This window comes from Acinetobacter sp. CAU_H_S139_7 (assembly GCF_058599305.1).
In genome coordinates, this window is sequence record NZ_CM178651.1 from 956,236 (window position 1) to 974,703 (window position 18,468).

General features: G+C 42.1%; 15 protein-coding genes and 1 pseudogene. 11 read left to right on the forward strand and 5 right to left on the reverse strand.

The features are described from left to right. Window positions 1-304 precede the first annotated feature (304 nt). The 3 genes from AC4MC0_RS04720 to AC4MC0_RS04730 all read right to left on the reverse strand — a co-directional run bounded on the left by AC4MC0_RS04720 (window position 305) and on the right by AC4MC0_RS04730 (window position 4,282). Window positions 305-1,267 carry a Tim44 domain-containing protein gene (locus tag AC4MC0_RS04720; RefSeq protein WP_004695769.1) on the reverse strand — a complete coding sequence of 321 codons (963 nt, stop codon included), beginning with the start codon at window positions 1,265-1,267 and terminating at the stop codon, window positions 305-307. A 118-nt stretch (window positions 1,268-1,385) separates the two neighbouring features. Next, a complete protein-coding gene (gene radA / locus AC4MC0_RS04725; RefSeq protein WP_491887299.1) occupies window positions 1,386-2,777 on the reverse strand; it encodes a DNA repair protein RadA in 1,392 nt (463 codons plus the stop codon). A 143-nt stretch (window positions 2,778-2,920) separates the two neighbouring features. Next, on the reverse strand, window positions 2,921-4,282 hold the full coding sequence (locus AC4MC0_RS04730; RefSeq protein WP_335998498.1) for an alanine/glycine:cation symporter family protein: 1,362 nt from the start codon (window positions 4,280-4,282) through the stop codon (window positions 2,921-2,923). A 330-nt stretch (window positions 4,283-4,612) separates the two neighbouring features. Between AC4MC0_RS04730 and AC4MC0_RS04735 the strand changes: the two genes are divergently transcribed. The 6 genes from AC4MC0_RS04735 to AC4MC0_RS04760 all read left to right on the forward strand — a co-directional run bounded on the left by AC4MC0_RS04735 (window position 4,613) and on the right by AC4MC0_RS04760 (window position 10,306). Continuing rightward, the gene (locus tag AC4MC0_RS04735) at window positions 4,613-6,016 is read left to right on the forward strand and encodes an amino acid permease (RefSeq protein WP_004695775.1); all 1,404 of its coding nucleotides are present in this window, start codon (window positions 4,613-4,615) and stop codon (window positions 6,014-6,016) included. A 133-nt stretch (window positions 6,017-6,149) separates the two neighbouring features. Next, on the forward strand, window positions 6,150-6,374 hold the full coding sequence (locus tag AC4MC0_RS04740; RefSeq protein ID WP_004982578.1) for a hypothetical protein: 225 nt from the start codon (window positions 6,150-6,152) through the stop codon (window positions 6,372-6,374). Between the two features lie 32 nt (window positions 6,375-6,406). Continuing rightward, complete coding sequence (gene lysA / locus AC4MC0_RS04745; protein WP_279734476.1) at window positions 6,407-7,657, forward strand: diaminopimelate decarboxylase; 1,251 nt, start codon at window positions 6,407-6,409, stop codon at window positions 7,655-7,657. A gap of 6 nt (window positions 7,658-7,663) precedes the next feature. Then, complete coding sequence (dapF, locus tag AC4MC0_RS04750) at window positions 7,664-8,509, forward strand: diaminopimelate epimerase (RefSeq protein WP_004982574.1); 846 nt, start codon at window positions 7,664-7,666, stop codon at window positions 8,507-8,509. Between the two features lie 153 nt (window positions 8,510-8,662). Beyond that, a complete protein-coding gene (locus AC4MC0_RS04755; protein WP_335998516.1) occupies window positions 8,663-9,574 on the forward strand; it encodes a tyrosine recombinase XerC in 912 nt (303 codons plus the stop codon). A gap of 333 nt (window positions 9,575-9,907) precedes the next feature. Then, window positions 9,908-10,306, forward strand: a complete 399-nt coding sequence (locus AC4MC0_RS04760; RefSeq protein WP_087013279.1) for a hypothetical protein — start codon at window positions 9,908-9,910, stop codon at window positions 10,304-10,306. On the opposite strand, the gene AC4MC0_RS04765 is transcribed toward AC4MC0_RS04760, so the two are convergent. Both AC4MC0_RS04765 and AC4MC0_RS04770 read right to left on the reverse strand, forming a co-directional pair. Then, window positions 10,233-10,838: a GNAT family N-acetyltransferase gene (locus AC4MC0_RS04765; protein WP_335998496.1), complete on the reverse strand. Its 606-nt coding sequence runs from the start codon at window positions 10,836-10,838 to the stop codon at window positions 10,233-10,235. The two genes, AC4MC0_RS04760 and AC4MC0_RS04765, sit on opposite strands and share 74 nt — an antisense overlap. Continuing rightward, window positions 10,838-11,332, reverse strand: coding sequence for an Lrp/AsnC family transcriptional regulator (locus tag AC4MC0_RS04770; RefSeq protein ID WP_004695793.1), 495 nt, complete (start codon window positions 11,330-11,332; stop codon window positions 10,838-10,840). Before AC4MC0_RS04770 ends, AC4MC0_RS04765 begins: the two co-directional genes overlap by 1 nt. A gap of 114 nt (window positions 11,333-11,446) precedes the next feature. Here AC4MC0_RS04770 and AC4MC0_RS04775 point away from each other — a divergent pair, with 114 nt between their 5' ends. The 5 genes and pseudogenes from AC4MC0_RS04775 (at window position 11,447) to gyrA (ending at window position 18,431) form a co-directional block, all read left to right on the forward strand. Further along, on the forward strand, window positions 11,447-12,052 hold the full coding sequence (locus AC4MC0_RS04775) for a LysE family translocator (protein WP_125273272.1): 606 nt from the start codon (window positions 11,447-11,449) through the stop codon (window positions 12,050-12,052). Window positions 12,053-12,532: 480 nt separating this feature from the next. Beyond that, a complete protein-coding gene (locus AC4MC0_RS04780; RefSeq protein WP_005400499.1) occupies window positions 12,533-13,285 on the forward strand; it encodes an electron transfer flavoprotein subunit beta/FixA family protein in 753 nt (250 codons plus the stop codon). Between the two features lie 17 nt (window positions 13,286-13,302). After that, a complete protein-coding gene (locus AC4MC0_RS04785) occupies window positions 13,303-14,238 on the forward strand; it encodes an FAD-binding protein (RefSeq protein ID WP_004982561.1) in 936 nt (311 codons plus the stop codon). 296 nt (window positions 14,239-14,534) lie between these two features. Continuing rightward, window positions 14,535-15,143: pseudogene (locus AC4MC0_RS04790) on the forward strand (hypothetical protein). A 306-nt stretch (window positions 15,144-15,449) separates the two neighbouring features. Further along, on the forward strand, window positions 15,450-18,431 hold the full coding sequence (gyrA, locus tag AC4MC0_RS04795) for a DNA gyrase subunit A (protein ID WP_335998495.1): 2,982 nt from the start codon (window positions 15,450-15,452) through the stop codon (window positions 18,429-18,431). Window positions 18,432-18,468 lie beyond the last annotated feature (37 nt).

Sequence of the window (18,468 nt, forward strand, 5' to 3'; positions counted from 1 at the left end):
TTAGATCTTGCCCATTCGCATCAAGCATGAATAACGCGATTAACTTATGTGGAGTGGAAGTGTAGGTCTAAGCTAAAAGAAGGCGTGTGATTGAGGATGCATTGTACAGCCTTTCATTACGCTTCTTATTTAACATAGATGTTACAGGAAATGTTGAGCGTAACTTTTAGGACAACCATTGCTGTTATCGTTTTAAATGGTGTTTTTGTTTAAGCGAGTCGTTGATGGCTAGGTTGAATCGACAGGTGGATTTATAAGCACAAAAAAACAGCAACCGAAGTCGCTGTTTTTATATATCTGGAAATTACGCTTCTTGTTGGATACCCGCAACGAGCCAGTCTTGGGTAGAACCCGCTGGTTTTACAAAGTGCCAAACTTCAGCAAAAGGTTGCGGTAAGCTGTTGAGGTCTTCACTTACTGTACCAGTAAAACGTACGCTAACCACGTATTGACCATTTTCTGTCGCAGAGTCCGCAACCATCGCATTAAGGTTTGAAAACTCAGCTACATCTTGATCTTGGTTTGCCATAATGTCTTGATACATAGACTGGTAAAGATCAGGTGTTAAGTAACGCTGAATTTCAGAAATGTTACTTGCCGTGTTCATCGACTGAATATGATTGAAACGTTGACGAGCAATACGTAAGAAAGCCGCAGGTTCTGTACCGTCTGGCAGCTGACTACCACTATTGGTATAGGCAGCGCCAAAAGGTGCATTGTTTTGTGGTGTAGCAGCTGAACCACCTACAGACTGACCAAAAATGTTACTGTTGTCATTTGATGTACGTGGTGCAGCTTGTTGGCCAAACGGTGCTTGAGTTGAACCATTGTTTGGCGCGTATGGATTAGGTGCTACTTTTTTTTTTGCGCCCATTTTACGGAAAATGAAGAAGGCAACAGCAGCGGCAAGAAGGATCCAAATCCAGCTCGGAATACCGCCTTTTTCTTCCTGTGCTTGCGCTTGAGAAGCAGAGTTATCATCTGCCAATGCATTTGCAGCTACAGCACCAATTGCAGCACCCGCTACACCAGCCGCAACCATACCACCGACGCCTGGACCAGATTTAGCTGGAGCTGTAGCGGGCGCGGTAGGTTGTTGAGCTGGAGTTGCTTGACGAGGTTGTTGATAAGACTGAGTTGGTGCAGCTTGACGGCTCATGCCGTGGCTTTTACCACCACCTGCACGTTTAGCTTCTGCGGCTAAGGGTGCAACTAAAAGAGCCGCTGTTAAAAAACCAGCAATCAAACCACGCTGTCGAACTTCCATCAAATTTTCCTACTCTATAAATAATAAATTTTAACTCTACCTTTATGCAGTCTTTCATCCTAAATTTCAATAAAAAACGTGTTTATTTTATGAGAAATCCAATTGAATGGAATTTAGCTTAGTTGAGTTCGTCACATAAGCTCATGGCTTCAGTGAGTGCCTCATGTAAGCGCGCCACAGCGATGACCTTCACCCCAGCAATGTCTTTTTGCGGTGCGTTGCCTCGCGGTAGAATAATGTATTTAAAACCATGTTTAATGGCTTCTTTTAAGCGTTCCTGTCCATTGGGGACTGGGCGAATTTCTCCAGAGAGTCCTACCTCGCCAAAAACAGCCAATTGTTGTGGTAGTGCTTTACCTCGCAGGCTAGAGGCACAGGCCAATAGGACGGCCAAGTCAGAGCCTGTTTCCGTGATTTTTAAACCACCGACAACGTTGACATAGACATCTTGTCCAGATGTTTGCACGCCACCATGGCGATGCATTACCGCCAAGAGCATATTTAAACGGTTTTGTTCTAAACCTAAGGCGACTCGGCGCGGTTGACCGTGTGCATCATCAACTAAAGCTTGAACCTCAACCAACAGAGGACGTGTGCCTTCACGGCTGATCATCACGATTGAGCCTGCAATGGCTTCATCATAACGACTTAGGAAAATGGCTGAAGGATTCGCTACTTCTCTTAAGCCTTTATCGGTCATGCCAAAAACCCCGAGTTCATTGACTGCACCAAAACGGTTTTTAACAGCTCGAATCATCCGATAACGTGAGTCGGACTGACCTTCAAAGTACAGAACACAGTCCACCATATGTTCAAGCACACGTGGACCAGCCAGTGCACCTTCCTTGGTGACGTGTCCGACAATGAACAAGGCTGTGCCACTATTTTTAGCAAAACGTGTTAGTAAAGCAGCAGATTCGCGAATTTGAGAAACGCCGCCCGGCGCTGACTGGAGTGTTTCGGTATATAGGGTTTGAATGGAATCTAAAATTGCCACGGCGGGACGCTCGTGGGCAAGCATTTCACATATCCGCTCAACACAGGTTTCTGCCATGACTTTGAGTTTATCTGTAGGCAGATCAAGACGATTTGCACGTAAAGCCACTTGAGAGAGTGATTCTTCACCTGTGACATACAATGCCGCACTGTTGGCCGCGGCCATATGCGTTGCCGTTTGCAATAAAATGGTCGATTTCCCGATACCCGGATCACCACCAATCAGTACCACAGAGCCCGTGACGAGACCACCGCCAAGCACACGATCAAACTCACCAATTCCTGTAGCCAATCGAGTCTCATGTGAAACTGAAATTTGATTTAAGGTGCTAATAGCAGCAGCTTGACCTGCATAGCCGCCACCCATTTTGGGCTGCGCACGATGTGTGACTGCTGGTGCAATATTGACTTCAACCAGACTATTCCATTCTCCACATTCAGAACATTGACCCGCCCATTTTGAATGGTCAGCGCCACATTGTTCACAGCGGTAAACACTTTTTGCTTTTGCCATGCTTTATTTGATGCACTATTTGGAGTATTCGATGGTTCAACAGCATACAGAGGATTGGATTTGAAATGAATGCTCTGAATCAAAAAGCCACCCGAAGGTAGCTTAACGATTGAAGATTTTAAAAATGTGCGTTGAAAATAACCTTAGTACAACTCACCTGATTTACGCTTTTCGACAAAATCACGTGACTCTTTCACAATCACCGTCGACAGCAATAACAAGGCAATTAAGTTTGGAACCGCCATTAAACCATTAAAGGTGTCGGCAAATAGCCAGACTAAATCAAGAGATGCCACGCAACCAATAAAGACTGATGCGATGTAAATGAGACGGTACAACAGAACATACTTTTCACCGAGTAAATAAGTACAGCATTTTTCGCCGTAATAGCACCAACCTAAAATGGTGGAGTAAGCGAAGAACACAATACCAAAAGTCACGATCCAGCCTCCGACACCCGGCAGTAATTGGTTAAAAGTATGGGTAGTTAATACCGCGCCTGTTTCGCCACCAAAACTATTGCCCGCCATGATGAAGCCCATGACCAAAACGATCCCTGTAATACTACAAACGATAATGGTATCGATAAACGTACCTGTCATTGAGACTAAGCCTTGACGTGCAGGGTGGTCGGTTTTTGCAGCAGCGGCAGCAATGGGTGCTGAACCCATCCCAGCTTCATTTGAGAAGACGCCACGAGCGACACCGTAACGAATGACAGCACCAATTGCGCCACCTGCTACCGCTTCACCAGTAAAGGCATCACGGAAGATCAGTTCAAGTGCAGGCATGACGAGTTCAAGATGGTTGAAGATAATAATGAGGCCACCGAGGACATAGCCAATCGCCATAATCGGCACGATGAAAGAAGCAGCTTTAGAAATCGATTTAATCCCGCCTAAAATAACCAAAGCGGAGAATACCGTAATGACGATACCTGTGATCCATGTTGCAACTCCCGTACTGTTTTCAACAGCAAGGGCAACTGTGTTGGATTGCACTGAACTGCCAATCCCAAAAGATGCCAAGGTGCCAAATAGTGCAAAAATCAGTGCCAACCACTTCCATTTTAGGCCGCGTTCAATGTAGTACATTGGACCGCCAGACATTTCACCTTTTTCATTTTTGATTCGGTATTTAACTGCCAGTACGCCTTCACCATATTTGGTTGCCATACCGAACAGTGCTGTCATCCACATCCAAAACACCGCACCTGGGCCACCAAGGACACAAGCGGTTGCAACACCAGCGATATTACCCGTACCAATGGTGGCAGAGAGCGCTGTCATGAGTGATGCAAAGTGGGAGATATCTCCGGCATGGGAATGTGCTTGGTTATGTTTGCCAAAGACTTGTTTAAAGGCAAGAGGCAACATGCGGATTTGCCAGAAAAATAAGCGTAATGTGAGGAATATCCCTGTTCCGACAATGAGGACCAACATATAGGGTCCCCAGACCAAACCACTGATAGTTTCCATAAAAGTTTGTAAACTTTGTGTATTCATTTTTCTTTTAGTCCTCTATGTTTTAAAACTTGAAATTTCTAGAAAAATTTTGAGTTTTATTAAGCAATTGATATGCCACAGTCATGCTTCCTGCACGATTTTTTATTGATTTTTAGTCTTGTTGTATTTGTTACACGGAAATTTATTTTTGACAAGTGTTTTGCTGATTTTTTCAACAGGAACTTTCACGTGTCCTTTGTCGTATTAAATATAAGAAAAATTAATTAACTTTTCAAAAGATGTTGAAAATATAGATTAATACAATTTTATTTTTATTTTTTGTTCTTTTCGGGTAATTTTGGCGACTGGAAATAAAAGACGACATCAAGAATGAGTTTAGAAAATACAGAATCGACCTCTGAACAAGGCGATTTAAAACGGAGTTTATCCAACCGCCATTTACAACTCATTGCGATTGGCGGTGCGATTGGTACAGGTTTATTTATGGGGTCGGGGAAGACGATTAGTCTCGCTGGGCCATCTATTTTAATCATTTACATGATTATTGGTTTTATGGTGTTTTTAGTCATGCGTGCGCTTGGCGAATTACTGCTGTCTAACTTAAAGTACAAATCGTTTATCGATTTCTCTACCGATTTGATTGGGCCGTGGGCAGGCTATTTCGTTGGTTGGACCTATTGGTTATGTTGGATCACGATTGGTATCGCGGACTTATCAGCCATTATTTATTACCTTCAGTTCTTTAATGGAGGGATGCCGTTCACACCTGGGGAAGGGGTGATGATCAGTGTTGCGGCCATTGTGTTCATCATGGGCTTGAACTTGGTCACGGTGAAACTGTTTGGTGAGTTAGAGTTCTGGTTTGCACTGATTAAGATTATTGCCATTGTGGTGTTGATTGCCGTTGGTCTATGGATGATCTTTACAGGGTTCACTTCAACGACGGGTGAAATTGCATCATTTAGTCATCTTTGGTCACATGGAGGAATGTTCCCAACAGGTGTGACAGGCTTCCTTGCGGGTTTCCAAATTGCGATCTTTGCCTTTGTAGGTGTAGAGCTGGTCGGTACCACGGCTGCTGAAACCAAAGACCCAGAAAAGAATTTGCCTAAAGCGGTGAACTCGATTCCAATTCGTATCATTGTTTTCTATGTGCTGTCTTTAGTGATTGTAATGTCTGTGACACCATGGAACGTGATTGATCCAGCGGTATCGCCTTTTGTGAACTTGTTCAGTCAAGCGGGTATTGCAGCAGCAGCAATCATCATGAACTTGGTGGTATTGTCTTCTGTGATGTCATCAATGAATAGTGGTGTGTTTTCAACGTCGCGTATGTTGTTTGGTTTGTCTCGTGAAGATCAAGGGCCAAAAGCATTTGGGCATTTAAACAAGCGTGCTGTTCCTGCAAATGCATTGTACTTTTCAGCAATTTGTTTACTGTTAGGTGCTGCACTGCAGTACTTTGTACCGAATACCGTTGAAGCCTTTACTTTAGCAACCACACTGTCGACGATCTTGTTTATCTGCGTCTGGATTATGATTATCTGGAGCTACATTGTGTATTACAAAACACGTCCAGAGTTACATGCAAAATCGACCTTTAAACTACCAGGTGGTCTATTTACCTGTTGGTTTGTGATCGTTTTCTTCATTGGCGTGATCTATGTGTTATCACTAGAAGCAGATACCATGAAAGCTTTAATGGTGAGTCCAATTTGGTTCATCATTTTGATTATTGGTTATTTTGGTTTCTACAAACCGAAACATAAATAATCGATACCATTTAAAAAAACGCCAGTCTTTAACTGGCGTTTTTTTTTAACTCACTATAATCTTTAGCGCTTAGTGGTTTGGTCATGCATGTTGATCAGGTTATACTTCTTCAAAATATCAAATAGGTGATCAGATGCGTTCTGTCATTTGCTGCATCAGTGTCTTGGTGATGAGTACTGCATTCGTCGGTTGTGGTCAGTCTGGTACATTACATATGCCAAATGATCCAAACTACGACAAGCGAGCGAAATATTTGCTTTATAAAGACGCAGCATCTAAGCCGTCTGCACAAAAGGAAGATACAGCGCCCGTGAAGCAAGAGTTTGCTGCACCTTCAGTTGAAACCAATCAGCCTTAATACCTTAAACGCTTCATAGAAAGGATACATTCATGAGTTTTACCCGCAATCATGGGGTTTTGCACGCTGAGCAATGCTCGCTGCAACAGCTTGCGCAGCAATTTGGTACACCACTGTATGTTTATTCAAAAGCGACTTTTGAAAAACACTTTACAGAGATGGATCGTGCTTTTGACTTTATCGATCATCAAATTTGTTTTGCGGTTAAGTCAAACTCAAACATTGCGGTATTGAATGTCCTTGCGAAGCTCGGTGCGGGTTTTGATATTGTGACCGGCGGAGAACTGGCTCGTGTACTAAAAGCGGGTGGCGATGCTTCTAAAATTGTCTTTTCGGGTTTAGGTAAAACTGAGATCGATGTTCAAAAAGCATTAGAAGTGGGTATTGCATGCTTCAATGTCGAGTCTCATGCAGAGCTGGATCGGATTCAAAAAGTTGCAGCGAAGCTCGGCAAAAAAGCACCCATTTCATTGCGTGTCAATCCAGATGTAGATGCGAAAACGCATCCTTATATTTCAACAGGGCTGAAAGAAAATAAATTTGGGATTCCGTCAGATACAGTTTTTGAAACCTATCAATATGCTGCAACGCTGCCGAATTTAGACATTATTGGGATTGACTGTCATATTGGTTCCCAGTTGACCGAAACACAGCCTTTTGTGGATGCGCTAGATCGTGTGATTGTGATGATCGATCAGCTGAAAACCATGGGTATTCAGTTGAAACACATCGATATTGGTGGTGGTTTAGGCGTGACCTATAAAGATGAAGTGCCGCCTACCGTTTTTGAATATGCCAATGCAATGAAGCCCGCTTTAGAAAAATTGGGCTTGAAAGTGTATATGGAACCGGGACGTAGTATTTCGGCAAATGCAGGGGTACTCCTGACCAAAGTTGATTTACTCAAACCGACTATTCACCGTAACTTTGCGATTATTGATGCAGCCATGAACGACTTGATTCGTCCTGCACTGTATGAAGCATGGATGGATATTCAGCCCGTTACACCGCGTTCAGATGTCGAGGAAAAAGAGTGGGATGTGGTTGGTGCGATTTGTGAAACAGGTGATTTCTTAGGGAAAGAGCGTGTGCTTGCACTCAAAGAAAATGACGTACTGGCTGTATTGGGTGCTGGCGCTTATGGTTTTGTCATGAGTTCTAATTATAACAGTCGCGGTCGTGCCGCTGAAGTGATGGTGGATGGTGAAAACGCACATTTGATTCGTGAGCGTGAAACCATTGAGTCGCTTTGGGACAAAGAACGTTTATTGCCTGAAGGATAATTCAAGATGTTATTAGAATTTACCAAAATGCATGGTCTAGGCAATGACTTTATGGTGGTTGATTTAATCAGCCAAAGAGCATTCCTTGATACTGTTACGATTCAGCGCTTGGCGGATCGTCATTTCGGCATCGGTTTTGATCAGTTATTGATTGTTGAGCCACCCGATTTACCCAATGTCGATTTCAAATACCGTATTTTTAATGCTGATGGTTCTGAAGTTGAACAATGTGGTAATGGCGTGCGCTGCTTTGCGCGTTTTGTACATGAGCGTCAGCTCACGACAAAGACCAAGATTAAAGTGCAAACCAAGGCAGGGATTGTAGAACCCGAACTCGGTCAAAATGGCTGGGTACGCGTGAATATGGGCTATCCAAAATTCTTACCACAGGAAATTCCATTTATTGCGGATGCACCAGAAGCTTTGTATGACATTGCTTTGACGAACAATGAGCAATTGACCATTGATGTGGTGAATATGGGTAACCCTCATGCAGTTACTATCGTTCCTGATGTAATTACAGCTGATGTTGCGCGTCTAGGGCCTCAGGTTGAATCGCATGAGCGTTTTCCACAGCGTGTGAATGCTGGGTTTATGCAAATCATTGATGAAAAGCATGCGCGCTTACGTGTGTTTGAACGTGGAGTAGGCGAAACCTTGGCCTGTGGAACTGGAGCTTGTGCGGCTGCGATTTCAGGTATGCGCCGTGGTTTACTCGATTCATCTGTTGAGATTGAGCTCGCAGGTGGTAAGTTGCATATCGAATGGCGTGAAGGTGAAGTGGTTTGGATGACGGGACCAACTTCAAATGTCTACGAAGGACGTATCGATCTGAGTTACTATCAAAACTAAGTTTAGCGTCACACAAGAAGCACTGATTCATCAGTGCTTTTTTTATGAAAAATGAAATAGGCATATAAAGAGCTGAGACAGTGCTACTATGCAAAAGAAAATCAATCTTCCACAGAATAGAACTATAGAGGCTGACTTGTGACTTTTGAGCCGATGCAACTGCTCGCGATGTGGTTAAAACAACGAGAAATACAAAATCAATCTGCCCATACTTTGCAGGCCTATGAACGAGATGTGTCTGATTTTCTGCTATTTTGCAAACAGAAAAAGCTTGAGTTGGGCGATGTTGAAGCCACTGATTTACGCGAATTTATTGCGCAAAAAGTTGAATATCAACAGTTGAGCTCTAGTAGTTTACAGCGGATGTTGTCCTCTATTCGTCAGTTTATGAAATGGGCTGAGCAGGGGCAACACTTGGCTTTTAATCCTGCCGATGACTTTCAACTTAAACGTAAACCTCGCCCTTTACCAGGTCTAGTGGATATTGAAACCATCAATCAAATTTTGGATCAGGCCTTGCCTGAGAAAGAAGTCGAACAGCAAATGTGGTATCGAGACAAAGCTTTGCTTGAGCTGCTTTATGCCAGTGGATTACGCTTAGCGGAAGTGCAGGGCTTAAGAATTAAAGATATCGACTTTAACCGACAGTTATTACGTATTACAGGTAAGGGGAATAAAACTCGGGTTGTGCCTTTTGGTTCTAAAGCCAAAGATGCGGTAATGAAATGGCTGAGCATTTATCCGCTATGGAATGGTGATTTTGTGCCCGATGCACAAGTTTTTATTACTCAAAAGGGCAATCCTTTGGGGATGCGCCAGATTGAAAATCGGGTTAAGTTTCAAGCACAGCGTGCAGGTGTAAATATTGATCTGCATCCGCACTTACTGCGCCATTGTTTTGCTAGTCACATGCTGTCAAACAGTGGTGACTTGCGTGCAGTGCAGGAAATGTTAGGACACAGTAACTTAAGCACCACCCAAATTTATACCCATGTCGATTTTGACAGACTGGCTCAAGTGTATGATCAGACGCATCCACGAGCACAGCAAAAGGTGAAAACTTAGTTTATTCATACTGTAAAAATAGTGTCACATAATGCATGCACTATAGCGCTGTGTTTTAGGTTAAATGCCAAAGGTCAGAACAAACGGCGTAAACACATCCGTAGATAACTATTGTACGGATGTACGCACTAGGGCGGTCTGTGAGATTCGGCATTATTCTTGCTTTAATAAACTTGATCAATAAGTAGCAATGATCGCTCACTTTTGTTAGAAAAAGTGTGATTATGAACTTTTGTAGAATAATAAATCGGCAAAAAATAGAGTATAAACTTAAAAGAGGATGGGCTTAATGTTCCAGTTTAATGAAACGGTAGATTTAAGCTTATATTGAAGATGACAAATGCGAAAATAGGTCAGTATATGATTTCAGATATACAAGCAAAGTATGATCAACTCAGCTCCGCGCAAAAAGATATTTTTGCTGGCTATGGTTTGCGTCAGGTCAAACACTTTGTTGAAATTAGTTTAGCCAATATTGAACCTGTATTGCCTGAAAATGCATTTGTTCAAGGCGTCAATGCAGCAGGTAAAGTTCAAGCTTTTAATGCAGAGACTGGGCAATACTATTTATGGATTTCCGATTTACAGTGGCAAGCGACCGCACAGCCCTCAAATAGCATTGATTTGAAAGACGACTTTCTTGAAGTCTGGAAAATTTTTAATCTTGGACAATATGAATTGATTGATTTAAGTCATATTCATCGTGATTTTTTAGAAAGTCAGTTGGCTTAATGGCATAGAGTGTATGTCGAAGTAGTGGGCTATTTTGGTCGAGTTTAGGATGATTAAAATAGCCACGATGTTGCATGCCAAGACGTTTCATTACCGCTTCAGAAGCCCTATTTTGAACTGTGGTAAAAGCAACAACCTTATCCAAGTCTAAAACCGAAAAAGCGAAATATAGGCAAGCCTGTGCAGCTTCTGTGGCATAACCCTGATGCCAAAACTTCGAGTCCAATCGCCAACCAATTTCGACACAGGGTGAAAAACCAAAGCACTCAGCTTGAGCATGTAAGCCTGTAAACCCAATGAATTCCTGACTATGCTTCAGTTCGACTGCCCAAAAGCCCCAACCATTTTGATTGATGAATTGCTGAAACGTTTGCGCAAGGGCATCGCTTTCTGTTTGCGTGAGTGGACTAGGAAAATAACGCATCACTTGAGCATCGGCATTTAACTGCGCAAATGCAGGAAAGTCATCTGCGCGCCAAGCTCTTAGACGTAAACGCGCCGTTTCTATCGCAAAATTGAAATGCGCTGACATTAGATTTCATCGAGCGGGAGTTGGAAACTTTGTTTAATGATTTGACTTGGCAAGTCTGTTTTGACACTGGTAATGCCATTCTTTTTGGTCAAATGCGTGGATTGGAATTCACGATAGCTTTCTAAATCAGGTACTACAACTTTCAGCATTGCATCGCATTCCCCTAAAATAATGTAGCATTCCATGACTTGAGGGAGCTCTTTCATGGCTTCAATAAAGGTGTCGATGGTTTCGGCATCTTGACCGACCAGCCAAATACGCGAGAACAGAATCAGTTGAAGGCCAATTTTTTGTGGATCGACCACTGTGGTATAATTTTGAATAACACCTGCTTCTTCTAATAGTTTGACGCGTCTTAGGCATGAAGACGGTGATAGACCGATTTCTCGTGCTAAGTCATTATTTTGAATACGGCCATTGTCTTGTAAGTGGCGAATGATATTTTTATCAATACGGTCAAGTTTTATGCGCACAGACTTTGGTGATTGTTTCATATCTTAGAATATAATTTGAAAAATACGTTTTATTATAGAATAAATTGAAAGCCAATTTTGTATTATTTCGCACATACTAATTTTCACTTTCTAATGGATGAAAGGGGAAAAGAAATGTCTGTATATGTACTCTTTGCACTGACCGTGCTGCCGCTGATTTTTACACCTGGGCCAGATATGTTATTTATTCTGTCTCAAGTTATGGGCAAAGATGCAAAAGCAGGCATGATGGCGACTGTCGGCGTATGTACAGGCTATTTACTACATTCAATTTTAGTGGCTTTGGGTATTGCTGCCATTATTGTGTCTTTCCCGCTTTTATTTGAAACCATCCGCTGGTTGGGCATTGCATATTTGTTGTATTTGGCCTTTGGTTTATTAAAGTCGGTTTTTAGCACTAAAAAATTGCAACTAGACCGAAAAACGGAAAATAACCCGATCAAAAAAGGCTTTTTTACCGCACTATTAAATCCTAAAGGTATGCTTATCTATTTTGCAATCTTGCCGCAATTTATCGATAAATCTGCCAACACTGTCAGTCAAGGTTTGATTTTATCTTTACTCTTTATCGCGATGATTTTTGTGGTCTACTGTAGTTTGAGTCTGGTTTTTGCAAAACTGACACAGAAGGCCCCAATAGATGAACGTAAGCAAAAATGGATTGATGGTACTTCAGGTGGGCTGTTGGCATTGGCCGCGACATGGCTGATTGCCAATTAAACCCAGAGAAGCATGTCAGAATGGCATGCTTTTTTTGAGGAATTTTTTTGGATTGGCTAATCAAACAGCAATATTGTGTCATCGTATGTCTAGAATAATGAGTATTTGAATCTAAGGCTGTCTGATCTATCTTAAATGACAGATTTATGAAGCCTGATAAAGATGTGAACAGACAGTCAATAATCTATTTAATGGTGAATATTAGAGAAAAGAAATCAAATCTTTGAATAATGTAAATCAGCTAAAAATATAATAAAAATCATAACTTAATCTGAGTGCGATTTTGTGCAAATATAGTGCGTACAAAAAAGTATGAACGCGTCGTTCAGCTAAATTTACGCATTTTTACAGCTCTTTGGTGAATTGTGACTTGACCGAAATGCCATACACATTGCAAGATAGGGCACCTAAAAAAATTTAAGTGAAGAGTTAAACTAACTTTTCTCAACATTTACATTTGCTAAAACAGCCGAGGATTACATGAAGGCTCTTGTTGCTGTAAAACGTGTGGTTGATGCCAACGTTAAAGTTCGCGTTAAGCCGGACAACAGTGGTGTTGACTTAACCAACGTTAAAATGTCAATTAACCCATTCTGTGAAATCGCAGTGGAAGAAGCGGTTCGCTTAAAAGAAAAAGGAACTGTTTCAGAAATCATCGTAGTTTCTATTGGTCCTAAAGAAGCGCAAGAGCAAATCCGTTCTGCAATGGCGCTTGGTGCTGACCGTGGTATCTTGGTTGAAGCTGATGACAGCCAACTGGGTGCATTAGAAATTGCGAAAGTGTTGAAAGGCGTTGTTGACGCTGAACAACCTCAGTTGATTCTTCTTGGTAAGCAAGCAATTGATGATGACTCTAACCAAGTTGGCCAAATGCTTGGTGCGCTTCTAGGTGCAGGTCAAGGTACTTTTGCTTCTGAAGTTAAAGTTGATGGCGACAAAGTACAAGTAACTCGTGAAATCGACGGTGGTTTACAAACTGTTGAACTTGCACTTCCAGCGATCATCACCACTGACTTGCGTTTAAACGAGCCACGTTATGCTGCTCTTCCAAACATCATGAAAGCGCGTAAAAAACCACTGGATACGAAGTCTCCTGCTGATTTTGGTGTTTCTACAACAACTAAACTTAAAACAGTTAAAGTTGAAGCGCCTGCTGAACGTAAAGCGGGCGTACAAGTGAAGTCTGTAGACGAACTTGTAGAAAAACTAAAAAATGAAGCGAAAGTGATCTAATACAGAAGGATAAAATCATGAGTATTTTAGTTATCGCTGAGCACGACAACAAAGCACTAAATGGCGCAACTTTAAACGTTGTTGCTGCAGCTCAAAAAATCGGTGGTGATATCACTGTATTAGTTGCTGGTTCTGGCGCTCAAGCAGTTGCTGATGCTGCTGCAAAAGTTGCGGGTGTAAGCAAAGTATTACTTGCTGACAACGCAGTTTACGCAAACCAATTGGCTGAAAACGTTGCAGCTTTGGTTGCAGATATTGCTAAAGGTGGTTTCAAGCACGTATTGGCTGCATCAACTACAACGGGTAAGAATATTCTTCCACGTGTGGCTGCACTTCTTGACGTGAGCATGATCACAGACATCATTGCTGTTGAATCGGCAAATACGTTCAAGCGTCCAATCTATGCAGGTAACGCGATTGCAACAGTTCAGTCTGATGAAGCAATCATTGTTGGTACTGTACGTGGTACAGCATTTGACCCTGTCGCTGCTGAAGGTGGTTCTGCTGCGGTTGAAGCTGTAAGCGAAGCAAAAGATGCGGGTATCTCTAAGTTTGTTGCTGAAGAGATCGTGAAATCTGAACGCCCAGAATTAACTGCTGCGCGTATCGTGGTTTCAGGTGGTCGTGGTGTGGGTTCAGGTGAGAACTACCATACTGTTCTTGATCCATTGGCTGACAAATTGGGCGCCGCTCAAGGTGCATCACGTGCTGCGGTTGACGCTGGTTTTGTTCCAAACGACATGCAAGTAGGCCAAACAGGTAAAATTGTTGCGCCTGATCTGTATATCGCTGTAGGTATCTCTGGTGCGATCCAGCACTTGGCAGGTATGAAAGACTCTAAAGTGATCGTTGCGATCAACAAAGACGAAGAAGCACCGATCAATGCAGTTGCTGACTACTGGTTAGTAGGTGATTTGAATACCGTTGTTCCGGAGTTAGTATCTAAAATCTAATTCCTGACAACGTTTCAAAAAAACGCTTTTGTGCAAGCAGTTTAAGCAATGCTTAACTGCCATGTGCAGGAGCGTTTTTTTATGCGCGTAAATCATTCTCAATATTATAAAAAATCAAAATCACTTGATATTTATTTTGTTATTTTAAGTCCTTGTATTCTGAAAATAATAATGAAAATTTAAGCATTTCTTAAGATGAGTATGCATCTGAATATTCAGATTTATGATACTATTTGCCATCCATTTTTAAGCTTAACTTACATAAAACTTTTTTTGTTAAGTTAGGGGTTGTAATCTTGCTGATTGATACTCGCGTATCTTGGTCTGTTCTGATCCTTGCTGTTCTGTGTTTAATCTTTCCATTTTTAGCTGATCTACAGTTTCCACTTTTAGGTGGTGCTGTTGTACGTGGCGTGGAAAATATTCAAGCGTTACTTTTATTGATATTTGCTGTATTTAGTTATTTTTACATGCAACCGATGCGTCTGCCTGAGGGTAAAAATTATTTTTGGATTTGAGCTGTACTGTGGTGGTTGCTTCTATTTGGGCGTAGCACCAGTTGGGGCAGAGACTATTTTCCTGAAGTCCCCAAAGTATATTTTCGTGGCAGCTCGGTGGTTTTGATTGGTTCAGTTGTATTTATGTTGTTGGTTAAACCACTGCGCGATGAGATTGCGATAAAAATGAAGAACATTGCGATACCTGCTTGGGCAATGCTGCTCACAGTGTTGGGATTGATTATTTCTGACGGCATTGAGCACAGCCGTATTTATGGTGGAATTTTCTTACATCAAATTGCCTATAAAGACCTTATGGAGGAGCTGCATGAGTTTCCTTTAATACTGGGTTTGTTTATGGTGGCATTTCACATTATGCAGCGCGATAAGCAGGACATTGATCATTAAGTCCAAAGATAGGCGAGACATGACTTAAAGCTCTCAAAAATGAGGGCTTTTTTGCATTTTATGCGATGTTAATAGGGAATGTGATGGAGCTGTAAATGTACATACTATACATGTGTAAAAAATAACCCCTAAATTAAAGAAAATTAACGAGATTAACTGTGGTGACGTGACACAAAAATCAGAGTGTTTATGCTATAATTTACGGCTATATTTCAGTTTTTAGTTCAGTATTTTGAACTAATAATTTTGCAAGTTTTACGACATATAAATGCAAGCGGTTTTACGTTTGTAGAATAAGGAGTATGCATGAGCGTATCGGAAATCAGACCGATTGCGATTGAGGATGAACTCAAGAACTCGTATCTTGACTATGCAATGAGCGTGATTGTTTCTCGTGCTTTGCCAGATGTTCGAGATGGTCTAAAACCTGTTCATCGTCGTGTGCTTTATGCAATGCACGAATTGGGTAATGACTACAACAAAGCTTATAAAAAGTCTGCCCGCGTGGTTGGTGATGTGATCGGTAAATATCACCCACACGGTGATTCTGCTGTTTATGAAACCATTGTTCGTATGGCTCAAGACTTTAGTTTGCGTTATCAATTGGTTGATGGTCAGGGGAACTTTGGTTCGGTCGATGGCGATAGCGCAGCTGCGATGCGTTATACCGAAGTTCGTATGCGTAAGTTGACTCATGAAATCCTTGCCGATCTTGAAAAAGATACGGTGGATTGGGAAGACAACTACGACGGCTCTGAACGTATTCCGCAAGTGATGCCAACGCGTATTCCGAACTTACTGATTAACGGTACTACAGGTATTGCTGTGGGTATGGCGACCAATATGGCGCCGCATAACATGACTGAAGTAGTGAACGCTTGTTTGGCCTATGCTGAAAACCCAAATATTTCAATTGAAGGATTGATGGAATATATTTCGGGTCCAGACTTTCCTACTGGTGGCATTATTTACGGTAAAGCCGGCATTGTTGATGCTTACCGTACGGGTAAAGGTCGTTTGCATATTCGTGGTAAATACCACTTTGAAGAAGACCAAAAAACAGGTCGTACCACGATCGTTTTCACAGAAATTCCATATCAAGTCAACAAAGCGAAAACCATTGAACGTATCGCTGAGTTGGTGAAAGAGAAAAAACTGGAAGGTATTTCTGAGCTACGTGACGAATCTGACAAAGATGGGATGCGTATTGCGATCGACTTAAAGCGTGGTGAAAACGCTGAAGTTGTGGTAAATAACTTATTCCAAAACACGCAGTTGGAAAACTCTTTCAGCATTAACATGGTGTGCTTAGACAACGGCCAACCAAAGTTAATGAACTTGAAAGACATTGTTGCGGCATTTATTCGTCACCGCCAAGAAGTAGTGACGCGTCGTACCATGTTTGAGTTGCGCAAAGCACGTGAACGTGGTCATATTTTAGAAGGTTTGACGGTAGCATTAGCAAATATTGATGCGATCATTGAAACCATTAAAACTTCTGCAAACCCGGCTGAGGCGCGTGAGCGTTTACAAGCAGGTGAGTGGGCAGCAGGCAATGTAATTGCACTGCTTGAAAAAGCAGGTTCTGTTTCTGTACGTCCCGACGAAATTGAAGGTGAAGATCCAAGCCGCCCGTTTGGTTTAGATGGTCAGATTTATCGTTTATCGCCTGCGCAAGTCGGTGCGATTCTTGAGCTTCGTTTGCACCGTTTAACGGGTCTTGAACAAGACAAGTTACAAGCTGAATATACTGAAATTTTAGGTCAAATTGCTGAACTCACAGCTATTTTAAATGACTTCAATTTATTGATGGCAGTGATTAAAGAAGAATTAGCTTTAATTTTGCAACAATACGGCGATGCTCGTCGTACCGCAATTGTTGAGTCTCGTATTGACTTCTCGCGTGAAGATTTAATTCCTGAAGAGCAAGTGGTACTGACTGTTTCAAAAACAGGTTATGCGAAAACACAACCGCTTTCAGACTATGCTGCGCAGCGTCGTGGTGGACGTGGTAAATCTGCGACCTCGATGAAAGAAGATGACTACATCCAGCATCTGATTGTGACATCTAACCATGCCACAGTGTTGTGCTTTACCAATGTTGGTAAAGTCTATCGCCTGAGAGTGTTTGAAGTGCCTCAAGCATCGCGTGGTTCGAAAGGTCGCCCAATGGTGAACTTATTGCCACTGGATGCCGATGAGACGATCACAGCAATTCTTCCTGTGATTGATGCGCCGAAGAAATTTAAAGAACGCTTAGCTGAGTTCAAAAACTTTGTGCGTAGCAATGTCGCGATATTACGTGAAAATAGTATTATCGACGCGCATTATGAAGCGTTAAAAGCTTCATTCGATGAGTTGGCTGAAGATGCTGATGAACTCTCTGATGCATTACGTAAGCAATTGAAAGAGTTGGGTGTTGAGCTTTCAACAACAGATTTGGACAATGAAACCGTTGTTGAATTTGCTGATCTTGCAGAGAAAATGCGTAAGAACTTCTTTGTATTTATGGCAACTGCATCTGGTACGGTCAAGCGTGTTGAATTAGAACAATTTAGTAATGTTCGTTCAAATGGCTTACGTGCAATTGAGCTAAAAGAAGAAGATACCTTGATTGGTGTTGCAATCACCGATGGCGAACAGCAAATCATGTTGTTCTCAAATGAAGGTAAAGCAATCCGCTTCTCTGAAACTGATGCACGTGTGATGGGGCGAACTGCAAAAGGGGTACGTGGTATGCGCGTCACTTTAGCTGCAGCCCAGGCCGAAGATGATGTTGAAACTGACACAGATTCAGATGATGAAGAATCTTCTGATTTAAATGTGGCGAGCCGTATTGTTTCATTAGTTGTTGTACCTGAAACTGGCGAAGTACTGTGTGCTTCTGCAAATGGTTATGGGAAACGTACGCCTGTTGATGACTTCCCAACCAAGAAACGTGGTGGTAAAGGTGTTATTGCCATCAAAACATCTGAACGTAACGGTGAGTTGGTCGGTGCGGTTGCAATTGATGAATCTAAAGAGTTGATGTTGATTTCTGATGGCGGTACTTTAGTTCGTACTCGTGCTTCTGAAGTTGCTAGAACGGGTCGTAATGCACAAGGTGTACGTCTGATTCGTTTAGGTAATGAAGAAATCTTGGTCGGTGTCGTTGCTGTTGAAGCAGTTGAAGTCGAAGATGATATTTTAGATGCTTCTATTGAAACAACTGAAGAAACTGTGGTTGACGAAGTAAATGTAGATGCATCTGAAAATACTACAGATACCAATACATCGAACGAAGACTAACTGAATGAAAAAGAAAAGGGCGCTTCGGCGTCCTTTT